This window comes from Sedimentitalea sediminis (assembly GCF_042687825.1).
Taxonomy (GTDB): Bacteria; Pseudomonadota; Alphaproteobacteria; order Rhodobacterales; family Rhodobacteraceae; genus Sedimentitalea.
On the sequence record NZ_JBHUQE010000002.1, the window covers coordinates 81,965 to 103,176 of the forward strand.

Consider the following 21,212-nt stretch of genomic DNA (forward strand, 5'->3'; position numbering starts at 1 on the left):
GGTGGATCACGCATGTCATTGACAGAGACCCAGGCGACGTTTCTGACCACCTTCCTGGGGGTGCGCTGGCCGCCCGAGGGCGCCCCTGCCGGTGACCAGGATGGTGTCGCGCTGTCCGAATATGCCGGAACCATCGGCAGCGACATCGCCGGGCTGAGCGCCGCCAGCGATGCCGAACGGGCGCGGTTGCAGGCGGGGCTGGACGCTGGCAGGGCGGCCGCAAAAGCGGGCGACACGGCGCGCGCCATGCAGTTCTATGACGCCTGCAGCAAGGAAATCGCCCGCATTCAGACCGCCGCCCGTACCGAAAAGGCGGCGGCCGAGATCCCCGAGGGGCTGGTGGCCAGGATGGCCGGCGCAATCGAACTGGCGCAAAGCCGATGGCAGACCGAACGGATGCGCTCGATCGACGGGCTGTCGGCGCTGACCGCGCGGCTGAAGTCGGAAGACGACCCGCAACTGCGCGACATCGCGGCGACCATCGACAGGCTGATCAACGATATCCCGGATGCGTTGAATGCGGCCCTGGATGGGGTCGCGCGGGCGCTGGAGGCCGGCAATCTCGATGCTGCGGTGCAGGCGACCGATCAGGTCAACACCGAAATCGACGCCGGGACCGCATTCCTCAAGGATAATCTGGCAGCGCTGGGGAATTGCGAGGTCAATCCGTTTGACATCCCTGTGGACATCATCGGACCCGTCGGCGACGCGTTGAAGACCGTCAGGTCAAGCGTCGCGACGATTCGGCGCTGAGACGGTCTGTCCGGTCCGGCGGACAGGGATGAGCGGGGCAGGGCGCAAGGGCGCCCGGGCGGGGCAAGCCCATGATCGGGCACATCGGCGGCGGCCCGCGATTCACCGGATCAACCGGTCGCACCAAGTTCGCCCCCGGCATCCGCCCTTCGCGTTTCGCGGGGCATTCCGGGGTTTCAAACAACCCTGTCGGGCATCGTGACGTGCCTGGCAGCAACCTGCGTCAATTCCGCGTCCGGTTGTCCGCATTCTGCGCTTGGATTGCGCGTATACCGTCGTATACTTCGTCTCGTTTCAACAGGGAGGCGGATTTGAAACCGACCAATGCCGGGGATCCGGAGTATTTTCACAGAGTTGTCGATTGCCAGTATGCCTGTCCCGCGCACACCCCTGTGCCGCAATATATCCGTCTGATCGCGCAACAGAGATACAGCGAAGCCTATCTGCTGAACTGGGAAAGCAACGTCTTTCCCGGCGTGCTGGGGCGCACCTGCGACCGGCCCTGCGAGCCGGCCTGCCGCCGTGGCCGGGTCGAAGAGGAACCGGTGGCGATCTGCCGCCTGAAACGGGTTGCCGCGGATTTCAAGGACGACATCACCGCGCGCCTGCCCAAGGCCGGGCCGCGCAACGGTAAAAAGATCGCACTGATCGGTGGCGGGCCGGCCTCGTTGACCGTGGCCCGCGACCTGGCGCCGCTGGGATACGAGATGCATCTGTTCGATGCCCAGGCCAAGGGCGGCGGGTTCATGCGCAGCGAAATCCCCTCGTTCCGGCTGCCCGAAAGCGTTCTGGACGAAGAGATCGGCTATATCCTCGACATGGGGATCACGGCGCAGTTTGACACCTATGTCGACAGCATGGCCGCGATCCTGGCCCGCGACTATGACGCGGTGTTTGTCGGCAGCGGCGCGCCGCGGGGCCGCGACTTGCCGGATCTGCCGGGCCGCGTCGAGGCGGATGCAAACATCCATATCGGGCTGGACTGGCTGTCCAATGTCGCCTTTGAACATGTCCACGGCATCGGCGAACGGGTGATCGTGCTGGGCGGCGGCAATACCGCCATGGATTGTTGCCGCACCTCGCTGCGGGTGGGCGGGCAGGACGTCAAGGTGATCGTCCGCAGCCCCTATGAGGACATGAAGGCCTCGCCCTGGGAAAAAGAGGATGCGGTGCACGAGGGCATCCCGATCATCGACAATCATGTGCCCCAGGAATTCGTGATCAAGGACGGCAAGCTGGCCGGCATGATGTTTCAGCCGGTTCAGGCGGTCTATGACAAGGCCGGCCGCCGCGATCTGGTGCCGACCGGCGATGCGCCGGTGTTCTATCCGTGCGACGACGTGCTGATCGCCATCGGGCAGGAAAACGCCTTTCCGTGGATCGAACCCGCGACCGGCATCAGTTTCACCAGCCGCGGCCTGCCGGTTCTGGACAAGGTGACGCTGCAATCGACGCGACCGGACGTGTTCTTTGGCGGCGATGCGGCGTTCGGCCCGGAAAACATCATCACCGCCGTGGCCCAGGGTCATCAGGCGGCGGTGTCCATCGACCTTTACTGCAGCGGGCGCGCGCTGGATGACCGGCCGCCGCCGATGGTCAACCTGGTCAGCACCAAGATGGGCATTCACGAATGGAGCTACGACAGCGCCCCGACCGAGGACAAGCGCCTGACGGTACCGCTGGCCGATCTGGAACAGGCGCTGGACAATCGCAAGCTCGAGGTCGAGCTGGGCTTTGACGTCGAGGCCGCTTTCGTCGAGGCCGAGCGCTGTCTGAACTGCGACGTACAGACGGTATTCACACCCGGCAATTGCATCGAATGCGACGCCTGCGCCGATATCTGCCCGACCAGTTGTATCAATTTCACCCGCAACGGACCCGAGCCCGACCTGCGCGCCCGCCTGGCGGTGCCGGCGGCCAATACCGAACAGGCGCTGTATGTTTCGGACACGCTGGAAACCGGCAAGGTGATGGTCAAGGACGAGGATGTCTGCCTGCATTGCGGCCTGTGCGCCGAACGCTGCCCGACCGCGGCCTGGGACATGATGCAATTCGACTATTCCGTGACCAAAGCCACCCCGGACCTGATGGAGGCCGAATGAAACCGATCCAAGGCACAAACGATTTCGTGGTCAAGTTCGCCAATGTGAACGGCAGCGGATCGGCCAGCGCCAACAGCCTGTTCGCCAAGGCGATCTTTCGCATGGGCATCCCGGTCAGCCCGCGCAACATCTTTCCCTCCAACATCCAGGGCCTGCCGACCTGGTACGAGGTGCGAGTCAGTTCGCAGGGCTATCTGGGGCGCCGGGGCGGGGTGGATGTCATGGTCTGCGTCAATCCCCAGAGCATGGCCGACGACATCGCCAGCGTCGAGCCCGGCGGCTATTTCATCTATGACAGCACCAAGCCGCTGGATCCGCATCTGCAGCGCGAGGGCATCCATTTCATGGGCATGCCGTTCACCGAGATGTGCATGCGCGAATACAGCTCGCCGCGGCTGCAGCAACTGCTCAAGAACATGGTCTATGTCGGCGCGCTGTCGGCCCTGCTGAACATTGATTTCTCGATTCTCAAAGGCTTGCTGAACAGCCAGTTCAAGGGCAAGGAAAAGCTGATCTCGTCGAACCTGCACGCGCTGGAGATGGGCTATCAATACGCCAAGGACCATTTCGACTGTCCGCTGCCCGTGCGGCTGGAAAAGGGCGGCAATATCGCGCCGCATATCCTGGAATTCGACCATATCCTGATGAGCGGCAACACCGCGACGGCGCTGGGGGCGATCTATGGCGGCGCCACCGTGGCCGCCTGGTATCCGATCACGCCCTCGACCTCGGTCGTGGACGCCTTTGCCAAATATGCCGAGCGCATGCGCATCGATCCGGGCAGCGGCAAAAAGAATTTTGCCGTGGTTCAGGCCGAGGACGAACTGGCGGCGATGGGCATGGTCATCGGCGCCAGCTGGAACGGCGCGCGGGCCTTTACCGCCACTTCGGGGCCGGGCCTGTCGCTGATGAGCGAGTTTCTGGGGCTGGCCTATTTCGCGGAAATCCCGGTGGTGCTGGTCGATGTGCAGCGCTCGGGGCCCTCGACCGGCATGCCGACCCGCAGCCAGCAATCCGACGTTCTGGCCGCTGCCTATGCCAGCCATGGCGACACCAAGCAGGTGTTGCTGTTCCCGGCCACGCCGCGGGAATGTTTCGACATGACGGTCAAGGCCTTTGATCTGGCCGAGCAGTTGCAAACCCCGGTCATCATGATGTCCGATCTGGACCTGGGCATGAACGACTGGATGTCGCCGCCGCTGGAATGGGACGACAATTACGCCATGGATCGCGGCAAGGTTCTGGACGGCGCGGGGCTGGACGCGGTCGAGACCTGGGGCCGGTATCTGGATGTCGACGGCGACGGCATCTGCTATCGCACCCTGCCGGGCGCGCATCCGTCCAAGGGCGCCTATTTCACCCGGGGTTCGTCCAAATCGGAAATGGCCGTCTACAGCGAGCGCGGCGAAGACTATGTGCAGAATGTCGATCGCCTGCTGCGCAAGTTCGAAACCGCCAAGCAATACGTGCCGCGGCCAAAGACCAAGGACGCGCCCGAGATCGCCAAACCGGCCACCGAACTCAAGTTGGGGGCGATGTTCTTTGGCACCAGCGCCTCGCCCAGCTATGAGGCGGTCGAGATGCTGGCCGCCGAAGGCCACGCGATCGATACGTTGCGCATTCGCGCCTTTCCGTTCCACCAGAGCCTGGACGAATTCATACAGGCCCATGATCTGGTCTTTGTGATCGAACAGAACCGCGACGGCCAGATGCGCCGGCTGATCATCAACGAATGCGAGATTCCGCCGGGCAAGCTGGCGCCGGTGCTGAACTATAGCGGCATGCCGATCACCGCCCGCCACATTGCCGCGAAAATCCGCGAAACCCTGAACACGGCGCAGGGCAATGTCATTCCCCTGCACCCGGAGACGGCCTGATGTCCTATATCAAACCGAAATTCCGCCACCCGCGGCTGCCGACGAACAATCTGGGCTATACGCTGGCCGATTATGATGGCGCCATTTCGACCCTGTGCGCGGGCTGTGGCCATGACAGTATCTCGGCGGCGATCCGCAATGCCTGTTTCAAGTCCTCGCTGCCGCCACACCGCATCGCCAAACTGTCGGGCATCGGCTGTTCGTCCAAGATGCCGACGTATTTTCTCAGCCGGTCGCACGGGTTCAACTCGGTGCATGGGCGCATGCCCAGCGTGGCCACCGGCGCCAGCCTGGCCAACCGGACATTGACCTATTTTGGCGTGTCCGGCGATGGCGATACCGCCTCGATCGGCATGGGGCAGTTCATCCACCTGATCCGGCGCAACGTGAACATGACCTATATCGTTGCCAACAATGGCTGCTATGGCCTGACCAAGGGGCAGGACAGTGCCACGGCGGATCTGGGCTCGGTCAGCAAGGCGGGTGCCGCCAACCCGTTTGACGGCATCGACCTGGCCAGCCTGGCCATCCTGCAGGGGGCCAGCTTTGTGGCCCGCAGCTTTTCCGGCGACAAGGAACAGCTGGAACCGCTGATTCAGGCGGCGATGGCGCATGGCGGGTTCGCCTTTATCGATGTCGTGTCGCCCTGCGTGACCTTCAACAATCACGCCGGTTCGACCAAAAGCTATGCCGATACACGGGCGCATCTGGATGCCATGCCGCTGGATTTCGTGCCCATGCAGGACGAGATTTGCGCCCAGTATGCCGAAGGCAGCAGCCATGCGGTCACCTTGCATGACGGCTCGGTCATCCACCTGCGCAAGGCCGCCGCCGACTATCGGCCGAATGACCGCAAGGGCGCGATGGCGGCGATTCAGACCGCCCAGGCCGACCAGCGGATTCTGACCGGCCTGCTGTATCTGGACCCGGATACGCGCGATCTGAACAACACGCTGAACCTGGCCGAACGACCGCTGAACGAACTGGGCAAGGACGAGCTGTGCCCGGGCAGCAAGGTACTGGCCAGCATCAACGAAGGGCTGCGCTGAGCCGCGGGCCCTCCGCAGCCATGCGCCGGCCCTGCGGTCGGCCCGATACGCCGGATCCGGGGAACACCGGATCGTGCAGGGCGCGGGTTTCAACGGTGGTTCCGGCGGTGCTCTCTATGGACGCTAAAAATGGCGCGCGCTAGAACGGCGGTGCTAGAAGCCTGCAATTAAAAAGGGTATCTGTTGATGAATTTTCTTATCAAGGTGGCAGCTGCCGCATGTGTCATAGCCGGGGCAACCGGCGCGATAGCCGACAGCACGGTTCCGCCCGGCAATGACGGGTTTACAAAGTTCGGAGAGGTCGGCGACTGGAACGTCTTTGTGGACAATGAACGCCGCTCTTGTCTGATCGAACGGGCCTCTGACAACAATGTCGTGCAGATGGGCCTGACCAAGGACCACCAGTTCGGTTACCTCGGTGTCTTCGCCAAGGGCGACACGGGGATCACATCCGGCGAAAAAGAGGAAATTTTCATCGTGATCGACGATGCCGTGTTCTCGTCGGTCGCAACCGGCATGAAGGGCAACGTCACCGAGGGCTATTCTGGCGGCTATATTCTGGCCAACAACCCGGAATTCATCGATGCGGTGGCCAACAAGCATGAAATGATCGTTTTTCCGGAAAAAGAGGCGATGTTCGCCGTCGATCTGACCGGCACCAAAAAGGCCATGGAAATGGCCCGTACCTGCAACGCGGAACAGGGCGGCTGACCCTTTATCGCGCTGTTTCAAGGACCGGCCGTGTTTCGCCACGCGGCCGGTTACGGGGCATATGTCCGGTGGCGGAATATCCGGTCATCTGCATCGCTCGGGCCAACAAAGCGGCCAGTTTGAACGAAACCTGTCTTGACGCCACTGGGTCCGCGCCATATTACCGCCTGACGCAGCGGGCGGTTGTAGCTCAGATGGTTAGAGTACCGGCCTGTCACGCCGGGGGTCGCGGGTTCGAGCCCCGTCAACCGCGCCACTGCTGCCAAAGCAAGGCCCGCCCCGGCGGGCCTTTTTTGTGTATTGCGCCAATGTCCCATGCCGGTTTCCCCATTCGGCCTGCCAGTGCTGGACAGGTGTCAAGGGCTGCATGGAAACAGTGACCGGGCCTGAATAAATCCGCTTGACGCTTGCGATGGCTTGGCCTATCCAGCCCCTCACGCGGTTGTAGCTCAGATGGTTAGAGTACCGGCCTGTCACGCCGGGGGTCGCGGGTTCGAGCCCCGTCAACCGCGCCACTTTCCCAGAACATTCCCGTTTTGCGGTCCGGCGCAGTCACACCATGTGTGCGGCATTCGCCAAGATGGATTCGGCCCGCCAATGACCCATAATCAGATCGGCTGACGCCGTTCCGGGTCAATAGCGATAACCCAGCATTGCCTCTTGCTCGGGGTCGACCCGGGTTCGCATCCAGGTCAGATCCGCATCGGACAGGCTGGCGGGGGTGGTCGGGCGTTCCGGGATGGCCGGTTTGAAACGCTTGCCCAGACGCTGTCGCACAGGCTGAAACGGCTGGTCGCGCGGGGCATGGTCCAAAGCCAGCAGCAGACTGTCCAGAACCTGTTCAGGCGCGTCCTGCAGGGTTTCAAGCCGCAGGACCGCGCAGCTGCAGCCGCGGTTCAGATAGCTCAGCAATCCGGTCAGCTTGGCCCGGCGCAGTGCGAATAGGTCGTCAAAGACCGCGCCGGTCACCGGGTCGCGATCCTGTTGCAGCGGCTGGCCCTGCAGCTCCTTTGCTTTGCCAAAGTAACGCGGCCGGTCGATCCGGGTCTGCCAGGGCGCGCGCAGGAAATCCGGAAACTCCAGCGCCTGCAGGTCTGGCGTGGCGTGCCAGGGTTTGGCATGCATCGATCGCGCCCAGTCCGCGGCATTGCGCACGAGACAGATCACCACCAGATCCGGAGGAATCGCCAGGGCGCCGGGAAAGCCGTGTTTCCAGCCCAGCGCCTGACTGGGCTGCCAGCGGCTGTTGCGTTTTAGCAGCCGGGTCACCAGGTTGGTGCCCGAGGACCGCTCGCCCAGTACCTGAAACCGGGTCGGCGGGACGCCGTTCTGTTGAACATGCAGGCCAAGGCGGGAAAATTCGGGCGGCAGCAGGGGGGTGTCCTCTGATTTGGTCGGGTCGGTTTGTCAGCGCTGCGACAGCGGCGGCAATTTACGATTCTCTTATAGCCTTGTTGCGGTTAAGGATAAGGCAAAACGACACAGAGCAGGATGGCCCCGATGCAGACAGTTGCCGCGCTGACCATGGTGCGAGACGACGCGTTTTTCCTTGGCGTGTGGCTGCGCCACTATGGCGGGCTGCTGGGGCGCGAAAACTGCTATGTCGTCAATCATGGCCGCGGGACCGCGGTCGCCGAGCAGGCGCGGGGCTGCAACGTGATTGGCATTCCCGGCGAGGCGCATCGCAATTTCGACATGAAACGCTGGCGGATGCTGAACAATCTGGTCATGGGGCTACGCTGTTACTACGACCACGTGATCGTTGGCGATGTTGATGAACTGGTGGTTCTTGATCCCGTTGCCGGGACCGATCTGCCGGGCTGGCTGGCAACGGTGCCCGCGAACCGGGTACTGACACCCCTGGGGTTGGAGGTGATCCATCGCACCGATTGCGAGACCGAGACGATTACCGACCGGGTGCTGGGGCCGCGCCGGCACGTGCGCCCGGCGCCGCATTATTCCAAGCCCTGCGTGGTCTCGACGGGTACAAAGATCGCCCGGGGCGGCCATTTCACCCGCTATGAAAAGCTGCACACGCCCGAGCATCTGTACCTGCTGCATCTCAAGTTCTGCGACTACGCGGCCTATGTCGAGGCGATGGACCGGCGCAATGCGGTCAGCGCGGCCACCGGTGCCAGCTATCGCGATGCGGCGATCGGGCGACACTGGTTCGCCGAGGCGCGGGGCGAGGACCGCGCGGTCTTTGAGGGCTTTCAACACCTGCGGATGCAGGACGGGTTCGACATGGCACCGCTGCGGCGGCAGATGCACCGCAGCTGGCGTGCCCGCGGCGAGACCGGTTATTGGCAGTTCGACCGGTCTGAGAGCGACACGCAATATGTGCTGCCGGAACGGTTCAGCGGTCTGTTCTGAGCCCCGGATCGTGCGCCCGGTCAGGCCGGCATCAGCGCCGCGCCACCAGACGCTGACCTTTGTCGCCGTGCAGGACCAATGTACCGTCATCGGTGATCTGCACGGTCACACCGGCATCCAAAATCGCAAAAAGCGTTTGTTCCCGATGGGCGATCTGGGGGGCACAGGCCATTTGTGTGGTCGCCAGGGGGCCGAATTGCAGCATCGAGCCGGACAGCACATACCGACCGGAAAAGCGGTTGCAGCCGCCCGATCCAGACAACGTGCCTTGCGGCTGAAACTGCAGTGTCATCGCTGCGTCCTCGGGCACGTCCTGGCCGTCGATTTCGCTGATCCGCCAGACGCCGCCGGTCAGCCGCGTGTCCAAGGGGGCGCCCGAGATGCCGGCCGTGTCCCCATCGGCATGCGCATCGGCACCGACCTGCACCAGCATCACCACGCCCAGATCAATCTCAGCTTGGGCCGGGTCGATCGGAATCGCCGTGTCGCTGATCCAGCGCAGCCGGCCCTGGGCGTCATGGATGCTGGCGCTCAGCCCATAGCCGCGGTGCCGGTTCAGCCGGTCGGCGGGCAGGCTCAGCCGGAACGCGATGGGCACCTGTTGCCCAGCAATTTCGGTTTCCGCCACTACTGATGCGGCGGCATCCGCGCGTGACACGTCGCTGACCCGCACGCGGGCAATGCTGCCCGGGGGCAGGGCGATCCGCTGCGGATAGGCAATCTGGCCCGTCACCGTCGTGACGTGGGCCGTGTCCCCGGTTTGCGCCACAACCGGGGCGGCGGACAGGGTCGCCGTCAGGCAGAGCGCGGCGGCGGTCGGAGAAAGCAGGGCGGGGTACCAATTCATCTGGGCAAAGGCTTTCTGGCTGTGGCGGTGTATCCGGGTCGTTGCTTGAGATGGCCACCGGATCGGCGATTGCAAGGCATCGGCCGGATGACGGCGTGTCACCTAGAGATCGGACAGAAAGTCCTGCAACGCCTCGATGGTTTCCCCGGGATGAGAATCGGGAAAGAAGTGACCGCCGGGCAAGGCGCGCGCGCGCATGTCCGACAGCCGGTCGGTCCAGGTGGCGGGCACGTCATACCGTTTCGCCATGACGCCATCGCCACCGAACAGCACCAGCGCCGGGCAGGTCACCTGCCGCGTCAAATCCGCCGCGTCATGGGCGAAATCGAATTCCAGCGCCGCGCGGTAATCATTGCACATGGCTGTGATCGTATCGGGCCAGCGCCAGGCCTGACGATAGGTGAGCAGGGCTTCGGGATCGAAATCCTGCAGCGCCGCGCCGCCCCAGCCGGTCAGGCAGGTTTCAAAGAACCAGTCGGGATCATTGCCGATCAGGGTTTCCGGGAAGGGCGCCGGCTGGGCCAGAAAGACCCAGTGATAATAATCGGCGGCGATCTCCTTGGTCAGATGCGTCAACAGGTGATGTGTCGGCACGATGTCCATCAGCGTCAGGCTCTGCACCGCCTTGGGCGCATCCAGCGCCAGCCGGTGCGCGGTGCGCGCGCCCCGGTCATGCCCGACCAGGTGAAACCGCTCGAACCCCAGCTGTTTCATCAGCCCGCGCTGATCGGCCGCCATGTTGCGAAAAGTATAGGATTGCACCCCCTCGGGCTTGGCGCTTTCGCCATAGCCGCGCAGGTCGGCCGCGATCACGGTGAACCGCCGGGCCAGCGCCGGGGCAATACGGTGCCACATCGCCCGGCATTGGGGAAAGCCGTGCAGCAACAGCAGCGGCGGCCCCTCGCCGCCGCGGGAATAGGCGATGGTCTGGCCGTTGATTTCAGCAGTGGCGTCGGTAAAGCCCGCGATCAGGCTCATGTCCGGGTCAGCGCGTGCAGGATGCGCGCCCAGCTGCGGATGCCCTTGTGAAAGCTGTTCATGTCATATTTCTCGTTCGGCGAATGGATCGCGTCATCGTCATTGGCAAAGCCGATCAGCATGGAATCCAGCCCCAGAATGTCGCTGAAAAAGCCGGCGATCGGGATCGATCCGCCCATGCCGACAATCACCGCCTCGCGGTCCCATTCCTGCGACAGGGCCTGCCGCGCGGCCTCGAACTCGGGCCGGTCGGTGTTCATCACCGCGGCTTTGGAGCCTTCGGGGGTCTTGTCCCAGGTGACCCGCGCATCCGGCGACAGGCGGTCCTGCACATGGGCGCGGATCTGGCGGCGCAGATGGTCGGGATCCATGTCGCCGACCAGGCGGCAGGTCAGCTTGCAATGGGCCTCGGCGGGGATCACCGTCTTGGACCCCGCCCCCTGATAACCGCCCCACAACCCGTTGATTTCCAGCGTCGGGCGCGCCCATTGCTGTTCCAGCGTCGAATAGCCCCGTTCGCCATGCGGCTGGCTGTAGCCGACCGAGGACAGATAGGTCTGTTCGTCAAACCCGCTGTTGCGCCATTGCCGCAACAAGTCCTCGGGCACCTCGCGCACGCCATCATAAAAGCCATCGACCGCAACCGCACCGGTGTCATGGTCGTGAAAAGAAGCGACGATGCGGGCCAGTTCGCGCAACGGGTTCAGTCCGGGGCCACCGTAATGGCCGGAATGCAGGTCGATGCGCGGGCCATGGATGGTGAATTCGTCCTTGAGCATGCCGCGCAGCTGGCCGGCGATCGAGGGCACCCCTGGCGACACCATCGAGGTGTCGCAGATCAGCGCGATGTCGGCCTTTAGCTCGTCTGCATGTTCGCGCATGAACGGCACCAGGCTGGGCGAGCCGCTTTCCTCTTCGCCCTCCAGAAAAAAGGTCAGCTTGCAGGGCAGGGTGCCATGCACTGCCTTCCAGGCCCGGCAGGCTTCGACAAAGGTCATCAGCTGGCCCTTGTCGTCCGAGGCGCCGCGGCCCCGGATCACCCGCCCTTTGGGGGTGTCCTGCACCTGCGGGTCAAAGGGATCGCGGTCCCACAAATCCAGCGGATCGACCGGCTGCACGTCGTAATGGCCGTAAAACAGCAGATGCGGTCCGGCGCCGTCCAGATGCCCCACCACCATGGGATGGCCGGGGGTTGTGCGTTTTTCGGTGGCGATGCCCAGCCCGTTCAGGTCGGCGACCAGCCAGTCGGCCGCGGCCTGGCAATCGGCCGTATAGGCGGGATCGGTCGAGATCGACGGTATGCGCAGCAATTCCATCAGCCGGTCGGTGGCGGCGGGCAGGTTGGCGTCGATGCGGGTCAGAACGTCGGTCAGGGACATGGGGACGGCTCCTATCATCGGGGTCGAGCCGGACCGTAGCAGCGCCGTCGTCCATGTCCAGCCTGACAATGCGGCCAGCAACCGCACCGTTACCGGATCGCCAAAACGCTGCGCGGAATGGCATCCGAAACGGGTCTCGCCGGTTGCCAGAACGATGACCCGAACCCGCCGGAGGTCACATCACGGTCCCCAAAAAGAAACAACGGCCGGGTCAGCTGCAATCGCGCTGCGCCCGGCCGTTGCCTTTTTGCCCCGCCATGTTCCGGAACTGATCCGGATCCGTACACCTATCATGTCTTAGAAACTCTTGAACCCTGGCCGGGCGGGTATGGGAAACCGCACGCGCAAACCGAACACTACGAACTGAAATCTTTACCTTTCCAACGAGGCCAGAGTGCAAATTTGCCTCCGTTTCAACAAGTCAGGTATTCCGGACCTTTTATTTTGCATCTGCAGCATGGCAGCCCGGCGGGTGTCCTGCATCGGCGCGCTGGGCCGCTTGATCCAAGTCAAGGATGCGACCAAAGGTCAAAGGTTAATGAGTTGAACAAGACGGGCGCGACCTGTAATCATCTGACACCCGGTTGTGGCCTTTGGCTGCGGCCATGCTGCCGAAACCGGCGCCAACAGACGGAGGACTCCGGTGGATTACGCTGCGAAACTCGACACGGCCATCGCGCGCCTGCATCAGGAAGGCCGCTACAGGACCTTTATCGACATCGAACGCCGCAAGGGCCAGTTCCCACATGCGGTCTGGACGCGTCCGGATGGCGGCGAACAGGAAATCACCGTCTGGTGCGGCAACGACTATCTGGGCATGGGGCAGAATCCGGTGGTTCTGGCGGCGATGCAAGAGGCGATTGAGGCCACAGGCGCCGGGTCGGGCGGCACCCGCAACATTTCCGGCACCACCGTCTATCACAAGCGACTCGAGGCAGAGCTGGCCGATCTGCATGGCAAGGAAAGCGCGCTGCTGTTCACCAGCGCCTATATCGCCAATGACGCCACGCTTTCGACCCTGCCCAAGCTGTTTCCGGGCCTGATCATCTATTCGGACGAATTGAACCACGCCAGCATGATCGAGGGCGTGCGCCGCAACGGCGGTGCCAAGCGCATCTTCCGGCATAACGATGTCGCGCATCTGCGCGAGCTGCTGGCCGCCGACGATCCCGACGCGCCCAAGCTGATCGCCTTCGAATCGGTCTATTCGATGGATGGCGATTTCGGTCCGATCGAGGCAATCTGCGACCTGGCGGACGAATTTAATGCATTGACTTATATCGATGAAGTCCACGCCGTCGGCATGTACGGCCCGCGCGGCGCCGGGGTTGCCGAGCGCGACCGGCTGATGCACCGGCTGGACATCATCAACGGTACTCTGGCCAAGGCCTATGGCGTCATGGGCGGCTATATCGCTGCCAGCCACAAGATGTGTGACGCGATCCGATCCTATGCGCCGGGCTTCATCTTTACCACCTCGCTGCCGCCCGCGGTGGCGGCCGGGGCGGCGGCGTCCGTGGCCTATCTGAAACAGGCGCCCGAGCTGCGCGAAAAACACCAGACACAAGCCAGAATACTGAAAACACGCCTGAAAGCGCTGGGCCTGCCGATCATCGATCACGGCAGCCATATCGTGCCGGTGATCGTCGGCGATCCGGTCCACACGAAAAAGTTGAGCGACATGCTGCTGCAGGATCACGGCATCTATGTTCAGCCGATCAACTATCCGACGGTTCCGCGCGGCACCGAGCGCTTGCGCTTTACGCCGTCGCCGGTACATGGGCCCGGCGAGATGGACAAACTGATCCAGGCGATGGACGCGCTGTGGTCCCATTGTGCGCTGAATCGCGCCGAGTTGAGCGCCTGATCCCAAGCCTGTGTGCAAATCGCATGCGCTGTGTTAATGTAGTCGAAACAAAAACGTGAACGAGTCGGTGGGACGACTCAAGGCGTTGCGACAGACCTCGGCAGGCAAAATGGGGCAGCAGGCATGATTGGGCGCAAACAGACGCGCAAGTCAGAAGACGAAGTAGAGGTTGTCAGACCGAAGGGGTTTGACGACTTTGAACTGCGTCTTGGTGATACGATGCGCGGCGAGCGTGCAACCATGGGTAAATCGCTGCTGGATGTGCAGCGGGAATTGCGAATCAAGGCCAGTTATATCGCCGCGATCGAGAACTCGGATCCGTCGGCCTTTGATACACCGGGCTTTATCGCCGGCTACGTGCGTTCGTATGCGCGGTATCTGGGCATGGACCCGGACGTGGCCTTTACCGCCTTTTGCGAGGAAAGCGGTTTTTCCGTCGCGCATGGCATGTCCGCCGCCGCCTCTGTGGTCAAGAAATCCGATGCCCCTTCGCGCAAGCCAAATGGCGGTGTACGCGATCCGTTCACCGCGCCCAACACGCCTTTCATTCCCTCCCGTCAGGGGGTGTTGAGCGGCATTGAACCGGGCGCCATCGGGTCGGTTCTGGTGCTGGTAGCGCTGATCGGCGGCATTGGCTATGGTGGCTGGTCGGTTCTGAAACAGGTGCAGCAGGTGCAATTTGCGCCGGTCGAGCAGACGCCGGTGGTGTTGTCCGATCTCGATCCGATCCGCGATGCGCTGCGCGGCGCCGCAGATCCTGATCAGGACGAGACGGTTCTGGCCGACGGTGGCGACGGGCTGGTTTTGCCCAGTGCCGAGGCGCTGGATCGGCTCTATCGGCCGCAGGCGCTGGACGTGCCGGTGCTGGTGGCGCGGGACGCGCCGATCTCGACGCTGAACCCGCGCAATGTCGGAGCCTTCAGCCAGCCGGAACTGCCGCATGTGCAGGTGGCCGAGCGCGGCGATTACGATCCGCGCCAGTTCGGGCCGATGCCGCAGCCGCAGGTCGTCGAAGAGGCGGCGCCGCAGTTGCGCATGGTTGCCGTGCGCCCGTCCTGGGTGCGGGTCAGTGCCGCCGATGGCACGGTGATCTTCGAAGGTATCCTGGAAGGCGGGCAGAGCTATCCGGTGCCCGCGACCGAAGAGCCGCCGGTACTGCGGGCCGGCGAATCCGGTGCCATCTATTTCGCGCTGGCGGACAAGCATTTCGGCCCGGTGGGCGAGCGCGGCACCGTGACCTCGAATCTGCCTCTGTCGATCGATGCGGTTCAGACCCGGTTCCAGGTTGCCGATCTGGAACAGGATCGCGACCTTGCCCGTATGGTCGCCGAGGCGCAGACGGTGGTCGCACAACCCTGATTCGGCCCCGCCCTGATCCGACATCGCGCCGCGCGGCATTGCCGTCGGCGGGTTCCGGGTTTATCTAGCCCCCAGAACCCGACCCTGACCCCTATACGGAAAGCGGACCCGTCCCATGTCGCTGAACACCGTGCGCCCCTGGCGCAACATCTACCGCCGAGAGTCCCGCCGGATCATGGTGGGTGACGTGCCCGTCGGCGGCGGCGCCCCGATCGCTGTTCAGACCATGACCAATACGCTGACGACGGATGTGGCGGCGACAGTGGCGCAGGTACAGGCCGCGGCCGAGGCCGGCGCCGACATCGTGCGCGTCTCGGTGCCCGATCAGGCCTCGTCGCGGGCATTGAAAGAGATCGTTGCCGAAAGCCCGGTGCCGATCGTGGCCGACATTCATTTCCACTATAAGCGCGGCATCGAGGCCGCCGAGGCCGGTGCGGCCTGCCTGCGCATCAATCCGGGCAATATCGGCGATGAAAAGCGGGTCAAGGAGGTCATTCAGGCGGCCCGGGACCATGCCTGTTCGATCCGCATCGGCGTCAATGCGGGCAGCCTGGAAAAACATCTGCTGGACAAATATGGCGAACCCTGTCCCGACGCGATGGTCGAAAGCGGGCTGGAACATATCCGCATCCTGCAGGACAACGATTTCCACGACTTCAAGATCAGCGTAAAGGCCTCGGATGTGTTCATGTCGGCGGCGGCCTATCAGCAACTGGCCGAAGCTACCGACGCGCCGATCCATCTGGGCATCACCGAGGCCGGCGGGCTGGTCAGCGGCACGATCAAATCGGCGATCGGGCTGGGCAACCTGCTGTGGATGGGCATCGGCGACACCATCCGTGTCAGCCTGTCCGCCGATCCGGTGCAAGAGGTCAAGGTCGGGTTCGAGATCCTGAAATCGCTGGGTCTGCGCCATCGCGGCGTCAATATCATCAGTTGCCCCAGCTGTGCCCGGCAGGGGTTTGACGTGATCAAGACGGTCGAGATGCTGGAAGCCCGGCTGGAACATATCAAGACGCCGATGAGCCTCAGCATCATCGGCTGTGTGGTGAACGGCCCCGGCGAGGCCTTGATGACCGATGTCGGTTTCACCGGCGGCGGCGCTGGCAGCGGCATGGTCTATCTGGCCGGCAAGCAGAGCCACAAGCTGGATAATGACGCGATGGTCGATCACATCGTCGAGCAGGTGGAAAAGAAGGCCGCCGAGATCGAGGCCGACGCGCAACGCGCCCGCGCCGCCGAGTAACCCTGGCACCGCAGCACCGCGAGACACGACCGGCGTCGGCGGCGGTCTTGAAATGTCCAGATTTGGATGCTATGTTTGAAATCGGACATATAGGAACATAACCATGCCCCGTGCCGCCCGGCTGCCAAAGGAATTGCCGCATCATGATGCCGCGCCGCAGATGGTCGCGCCTCAGGACATGGACACGGCCCGGCGGCGGCGGCTGTCGGGGCCGGGTCTGCGCAGCTTTCTGAACATCGCCGATGCCTGGCAGCTCAGCGAAAAGGAACGGCTGGCCATGCTCGGCCAGCCTTCGCGCTCGACCTATTACGGCTGGGTGAAAAAGGCCCAGGGCGGCGAGTCCCTGACACTGGGCATTGACATTCTGTTGCGGATTTCCGCCATTCTGGGCGTGCACAAGGCGCTGACGATCCTGTTTCAACAACCCGATCAGGCGCTGTCCTGGCTGCGCGGGCCGCATGCGGGGCTGCCGTTTTCCGGTCAGGCGCCGATCAGCCTGATGCGGTCGGGCACGCAGGACGGGCTGTTGCTGGTACGCCGCTATCTGGACGCCTGGCGCGGCGGCTTTGCCAGCCAGCCGGATCCCTCCGTGCCCATCGAGCCTGTCGACCGTGAATCCATCGTCTTTGGCTGAACGCGTGCAGCCAGACGACTTTCCACGGGCCGAGGCCCCGCCGCGGACACACCGCGCCATTCCCAGCCGATTTCCGCCAGTCGCGGCGTTTGACACGGTCACCTCGCCGGACGATCTGGCCGCGGTGATGGAGCTGGAAGGCTGGACCAACGACCGTCTGGTGGCGCATCGTCTGCGCCGATTGCCGCCTCGGGACTGGGTGTTCGGCCGGCCGAATTCCAGCGTCGTGATGGCGGCCTTTCTGCATGGCAGCCCCGCCGGAGCCCGGTTTTCGGGTCGCGATCTGGGGGCCTGGTATTGCGCCGCGACCGCCGAAACCGCGCTGATCGAAGTGCTGAACGGGCTGCGCCGCGAGGTGACGCTGTCGGGGCTGACCGAGATGACGGCGGAGTATCGCGGTTATCTCGGCCGCCTGTCGGGCTGGTTCGTCGATATCCGCGGCCGCGCTGATGCGTTGCACAATCCGGACAGCTATGCCGCCGGGCAGGTGTTCGGCGAACAGGTCCGCGCCTCGGCGCAGGCCGGAATCAGCTATGACAGCGTCCGCGATCCCGGCGGCTGGAACCTGGTCTGCTATCGCCCGCCGCAGATCCGCGCGGTGACGCAGGGCGCCCATTGGCGGGTGCGGATCGGGCAGACCGGCAAGGTGTTCGTGGAAACGCTGGAGCAGGGTGGCGGCTAGCGGTTCGCCGGGCTGCCAGGTTCAAGGGGAGACCGGGGCGCGTGCCCCGACCGCGCCCTAGTTGCCGCGCTTGTCGGCGACGATCTGCGCCAGCTGATCGGCAGGCAGATAGCCGCGCAGCATCTCGTCCTGCAGCACAAAGGTCGGGGTGCCGCCGATCTGCAGCCGTTGCGCCAGCGCGCGGGTGGCGGCGATCTCGGCGCTGACCTCGGCACTGTCCATGCGGGCCAGGATCGCGTCGCTGTCCAGCCCCAGCCCGTCCGACAGGCGCCGCAGGGTCACGTCGGTGGGTTCGCCGCTGAACGCCATCAAGGCGTCATGCACCTGTTCATAGGCGGTATCGCCGGCGACCTGACGCGTGGCGATGGCAAAGCGCGAGGAAATCACCGAGGCCTCGCCCAGGATCGGGAGCTCCTTGACGATCAGGCGGATATTGCCGTCGCCGGCCAGCAGCTTGGCGACCTCGGGTTTGGCCTTGCGGCAATAGCCACAGCGGTAATCCATGAACTCGACCAGGGTGATGTCGCCGTTCGGATTGCCGCCGACCCAGGAAAAGCCGTCATTGAACAGGGCGTCGGCATTGGCCTGCACCAGGGCCTCGTCGGCCTGCGCCTGGGCCTGGGCCTTGCGCTCTTCCAGCTGGTTGACGGCCTCGATGATCACCTCTGGATTGTCCAGCAAATAGGCCCGGACCTCGGCGCGAAACGCGGCGCGTTCGCTGTCGGTCATCTTGGCCGCGTCAAAGGCGGTGGCCGGCCCGGCCAACAGGGCCAGCGCGGTCAGGGCGGGGACGGCAAAGCGGATCATCGTTTCTTCCTTTTCTCAAACTGTTCTGCGGCAATGAGCACATCCTGCGCCCGTTGCCAAGGGACCGAGCCGCGTGGCAGAAGCCCGACGGCGCGTCGCGCCTGTTGTCCGGCATCGCGCATCCGGCCCTGCAACGCGTAGCGTTCGGCAGTGACCAGCGTGGCCATGCCGTTGTCGCCTGTCCGGGCATAGGCCAGCGCCAGATCGCGCAGCACACGGCTGTCGCGAAAATCCCGCGCCCGGCTCTTTTCCAGCGGTTCCAGCGCCGCGCGGGGCTGGCCGGCGGCCAGCAGGGCGCGGCCATACCCGCCCAGGATCATCGCGTTGCGCGGTGCCAGTTCGACAGCGCGGCGATTGGCGGACAGGGCAGCCTCCATCTGCCGGTTCTCCAGCATTATCTGACCCTTGAGGTCCAGATAATAGGCGTCGCCGGGCCGCAAGGCCAGTACGGCATCGATCGCCTTGCGCGCCCGGGCCAGATCGTTGAGCCGGTGATAGGCGACGGCTTCGCGCATCAGACGCACGTCCTCGAACGCATCCTCTGCGGACCGACGCAGGGTCCATTTGGGCGCACGCGTAAAGGCCGACAGCTTGCCCCGCACCCGGGCGAACCAATAGGCATTCGCTGTCCGGTTCGGGGGATCACCGCTGCCATGGGCGGCGACATAAGCCTCGGCGGCGCGGATGCGGTCGCGGGTCAGCGGGTGCGATTGCATGTACGGGTCCTGGCGGTCGAGGCTCAGCGAGACCTGCCCCTGAAAGGTCTTGTGCAGATCGACCAGCCCCTGCGGGTTCAGCCCGGCATTGCGCATGTAGGCGGCCGCCGAACGGTCCGCGGCGGCTTCTTCGGCCCGGGTGTGTGAGAGAAACCCGCGCATCGCCGACGTGGCCGTTCCGATGGCAATCCCGCCGGCGGCATTGCCGGCCCCGGCGGCGGCGGCAATCACAGCCAGCGCCGTACCCAGTCCGGCAGCGGTGCGGGCGCTGCGCAGGTTGCCCATGCGGCGGGCGATATGACCGTTGGCGATATGGGCGGCCTCATGCGCAATCACCGCCTGCAGCATGTCGCTGGATTGTACTTTGAGGATCAGGCCGTAATGCACGAAAATCGTTTGTCCATCGATCACAAAGGCGTTCAACGAACTGTCATTGACAACCAGGATCCGCACCCGGTTCGGGTTTAGACCGGCCGCCCGCAGAACCGGCGCCGACAGTTGCGACAGCCCGTGTTCGATATCGGCATCGCGCAGCAAGGTGATCGCGGCGGCGGGGACGGTGGACACAAGATACAGCACCACGGTCAGCGCGTGGAGGCGGCCCGTGCTGCGGCCCAAGCCAAGGATTGACGCCAGCCGGGATAAACGGTCAATACGCATGGCCGCACCATGGGAGAAGCACATGCGAAACTCAACCAGGTCACAGGTCGATCCCTTTATTGTGATGGACGTGATGGAGGCCGCCCGCCGCGCCGAAGAGGCCGGGCAGCGGATCATCCACATGGAAGTCGGCCAGCCCGGCACCGGCGCTCCGAAACAGGCGATGCGGGCGCTGGCGGGGGCGCTGGAAAGCGACTCGCTGGGTTATACCGTGGCCTTGGGGTTGCCGGCATTGCGGCGGCGCATCGCGCGGCTCTATGGCGAATGGTATGATGTCGATCTCAATCCCGACCGGGTGGTGATCACGCCGGGCTCGTCGGGCGGGTTCATCCTGGCCTTTACGGCGCTGTTTGACACCGGCGACCGCGTCGGCATCGGCGCGCCGGGCTATCCCAGCTATCGCCAGATCCTGCGGGCGCTGGATCTGGTGCCGGTCGACCTGCCGACCTTGCCGGAAAACCGCCTGCAGCCGGTTCCGGACGACTTTGCCGGGCTGGATCTGGCCGGGTTGATGGTGGCCTCGCCGGCCAACCCGTCCGGCACCATGCTGAACCGCGCCGCGATGGGCGCGCTGGTCGAAGCGGCCCGGGCGCAGGGTGCGGCGTTCATCAGCGACGAGATCTATCACGGCATCGAATACGAGGCCAAGGCGGTGACCGCGCTGGAGCTGACAGACGAGTGCTATGTGATCAATTCCTTCTCGAAATATTTCAGCATGACCGGCTGGCGGGTCGGCTGGCTGGTGGTGCCCGAGGATCACGTGCGGGTGCTCGAGCGGATCGCGCAGAACATGTTCATCTGCGCGCCCCATGCCAGCCAGGTGGCGGCGCTGGCGGCGATGAATTGCGACGCCGAATTGCAGGCCAATCTCGATGTCTATCGGGCCAACCGGGCGCTGATGCTGCGCGGGTTGCCCGAGGCCGGGTTTCACAAGATCGCGCCGCCGGATGGAGCTTTCTATGTCTATGCGGATGTCTCGGACCTGACCGATGACAGCCGTGCCCTGGCCGCCGAGATCCTCGCGCAGGCAGGGGTGGCGGTCACGCCGGGTCTGGATTTCGACCCCGCGCGCGGCCATACCACGCTGCGGTTTTCCTATGCCCGGGCGACCGCGGATATCCAGGAAGGGCTGGCACGGCTCAAGGCCTTTATGCAGGCGCGCGGTTAGCGGC

18 protein-coding genes and 2 tRNA genes are annotated in these 21,212 nt (G+C 64.2%); 14 read left to right on the forward strand and 6 right to left on the reverse strand.

Going from position 1 to position 21,212, the window contains the following annotated elements; all coding sequences use genetic code 11:
- Positions 1-12 precede the first annotated feature (12 nt).
- From ACFMPD_RS02110 to ACFMPD_RS02140, 7 genes are all read left to right on the forward strand, one after another.
- Positions 13-753, forward strand: a complete 741-nt coding sequence (locus ACFMPD_RS02110; protein ID WP_380991305.1) for a hypothetical protein — start codon at positions 13-15, stop codon at positions 751-753.
- Between the two features lie 71 nt (positions 754-824).
- On the forward strand, positions 825-2,855 hold the full coding sequence (locus ACFMPD_RS02115; protein WP_380991308.1) for an FAD-dependent oxidoreductase: 2,031 nt from the start codon (positions 825-827) through the stop codon (positions 2,853-2,855).
- Positions 2,852-4,732: a 2-oxoacid:acceptor oxidoreductase subunit alpha gene (locus tag ACFMPD_RS02120; protein ID WP_380991311.1), complete on the forward strand. Its 1,881-nt coding sequence runs from the start codon at positions 2,852-2,854 to the stop codon at positions 4,730-4,732. The genes ACFMPD_RS02115 and ACFMPD_RS02120 overlap by 4 nt, the downstream gene beginning before the upstream one ends.
- The gene (locus tag ACFMPD_RS02125; RefSeq protein WP_380991314.1) at positions 4,732-5,781 is read left to right on the forward strand and encodes a 2-oxoacid:ferredoxin oxidoreductase subunit beta; all 1,050 of its coding nucleotides are present in this window, start codon (positions 4,732-4,734) and stop codon (positions 5,779-5,781) included. Before ACFMPD_RS02120 ends, ACFMPD_RS02125 begins: the two co-directional genes overlap by 1 nt.
- Before the next feature lie 186 nt (positions 5,782-5,967).
- Entirely contained in the window at positions 5,968-6,492 is a 525-nt protein-coding gene (locus ACFMPD_RS02130) for a hypothetical protein (protein WP_380991317.1), read from the forward strand.
- 179 nt (positions 6,493-6,671) lie between these two features.
- Positions 6,672-6,748 (forward strand) — tRNA-Asp (locus ACFMPD_RS02135).
- A 182-nt stretch (positions 6,749-6,930) separates the two neighbouring features.
- A tRNA-Asp gene (locus ACFMPD_RS02140) sits at positions 6,931-7,007 on the forward strand.
- 118 nt (positions 7,008-7,125) lie between these two features.
- On the opposite strand, the gene ACFMPD_RS02145 is transcribed toward ACFMPD_RS02140, so the two are convergent.
- Positions 7,126-7,761: a hypothetical protein gene (locus ACFMPD_RS02145; protein WP_380991319.1), complete on the reverse strand. Its 636-nt coding sequence runs from the start codon at positions 7,759-7,761 to the stop codon at positions 7,126-7,128.
- A 231-nt stretch (positions 7,762-7,992) separates the two neighbouring features.
- On the opposite strand from ACFMPD_RS02145, the gene ACFMPD_RS02150 reads away from it, so the two are divergent.
- A complete protein-coding gene (locus ACFMPD_RS02150; RefSeq protein WP_380991322.1) occupies positions 7,993-8,865 on the forward strand; it encodes a glycosyltransferase family 2 protein in 873 nt (290 codons plus the stop codon).
- A 31-nt stretch (positions 8,866-8,896) separates the two neighbouring features.
- On the opposite strand, the gene ACFMPD_RS02155 is transcribed toward ACFMPD_RS02150, so the two are convergent.
- The 3 genes from ACFMPD_RS02155 to ACFMPD_RS02165 all read right to left on the reverse strand — a co-directional run bounded on the left by ACFMPD_RS02155 (position 8,897) and on the right by ACFMPD_RS02165 (position 12,069).
- Positions 8,897-9,712 (reverse strand): META domain-containing protein, encoded by an 816-nt coding sequence (locus tag ACFMPD_RS02155; protein ID WP_380991324.1) that lies wholly within the window; start codon positions 9,710-9,712, stop codon positions 8,897-8,899.
- 102 nt (positions 9,713-9,814) lie between these two features.
- Positions 9,815-10,690 (reverse strand): alpha/beta fold hydrolase, encoded by an 876-nt coding sequence (locus ACFMPD_RS02160; protein WP_380991327.1) that lies wholly within the window; start codon positions 10,688-10,690, stop codon positions 9,815-9,817.
- Positions 10,687-12,069 (reverse strand): M20/M25/M40 family metallo-hydrolase, encoded by a 1,383-nt coding sequence (locus tag ACFMPD_RS02165; protein WP_380991330.1) that lies wholly within the window; start codon positions 12,067-12,069, stop codon positions 10,687-10,689. Before ACFMPD_RS02165 ends, ACFMPD_RS02160 begins: the two co-directional genes overlap by 4 nt.
- 643 nt (positions 12,070-12,712) lie before the next feature.
- On the opposite strand from ACFMPD_RS02165, the gene hemA reads away from it, so the two are divergent.
- The 5 genes from hemA (at position 12,713) to ACFMPD_RS02190 (ending at position 17,857) form a co-directional block, all read left to right on the forward strand.
- Entirely contained in the window at positions 12,713-13,936 is a 1,224-nt protein-coding gene (gene hemA / locus ACFMPD_RS02170) for a 5-aminolevulinate synthase (RefSeq protein WP_380991333.1), read from the forward strand.
- 123 nt (positions 13,937-14,059) lie between these two features.
- Positions 14,060-15,295 carry a helix-turn-helix domain-containing protein gene (locus ACFMPD_RS02175; protein ID WP_380991336.1) on the forward strand — a complete coding sequence of 412 codons (1,236 nt, stop codon included), beginning with the start codon at positions 14,060-14,062 and terminating at the stop codon, positions 15,293-15,295.
- A 115-nt stretch (positions 15,296-15,410) separates the two neighbouring features.
- The gene (gene ispG, locus ACFMPD_RS02180) at positions 15,411-16,541 is read left to right on the forward strand and encodes a flavodoxin-dependent (E)-4-hydroxy-3-methylbut-2-enyl-diphosphate synthase (RefSeq protein ID WP_380991339.1); all 1,131 of its coding nucleotides are present in this window, start codon (positions 15,411-15,413) and stop codon (positions 16,539-16,541) included.
- A gap of 103 nt (positions 16,542-16,644) precedes the next feature.
- On the forward strand, positions 16,645-17,175 hold the full coding sequence (locus tag ACFMPD_RS02185; protein ID WP_380991342.1) for an MbcA/ParS/Xre antitoxin family protein: 531 nt from the start codon (positions 16,645-16,647) through the stop codon (positions 17,173-17,175).
- A gap of 4 nt (positions 17,176-17,179) precedes the next feature.
- Positions 17,180-17,857 carry an RES family NAD+ phosphorylase gene (locus ACFMPD_RS02190; RefSeq protein ID WP_380991344.1) on the forward strand — a complete coding sequence of 226 codons (678 nt, stop codon included), beginning with the start codon at positions 17,180-17,182 and terminating at the stop codon, positions 17,855-17,857.
- 57 nt (positions 17,858-17,914) lie between these two features.
- On the opposite strand, the gene ACFMPD_RS02195 is transcribed toward ACFMPD_RS02190, so the two are convergent.
- Positions 17,915-18,664 carry a DsbA family protein gene (locus ACFMPD_RS02195; RefSeq protein ID WP_380991346.1) on the reverse strand — a complete coding sequence of 250 codons (750 nt, stop codon included), beginning with the start codon at positions 18,662-18,664 and terminating at the stop codon, positions 17,915-17,917.
- The gene (locus tag ACFMPD_RS02200) at positions 18,661-20,064 is read right to left on the reverse strand and encodes a M48 family metalloprotease (RefSeq protein WP_380991348.1); all 1,404 of its coding nucleotides are present in this window, start codon (positions 20,062-20,064) and stop codon (positions 18,661-18,663) included. The genes ACFMPD_RS02195 and ACFMPD_RS02200 overlap by 4 nt, the downstream gene beginning before the upstream one ends.
- Between ACFMPD_RS02200 and ACFMPD_RS02205 the strand changes: the two genes are divergently transcribed.
- On the forward strand, positions 20,063-21,208 hold the full coding sequence (locus ACFMPD_RS02205; RefSeq protein ID WP_380991350.1) for a pyridoxal phosphate-dependent aminotransferase: 1,146 nt from the start codon (positions 20,063-20,065) through the stop codon (positions 21,206-21,208). The two genes, ACFMPD_RS02200 and ACFMPD_RS02205, sit on opposite strands and share 2 nt — an antisense overlap.
- The last annotated feature ends 4 nt before the right edge of the window (positions 21,209-21,212 follow it).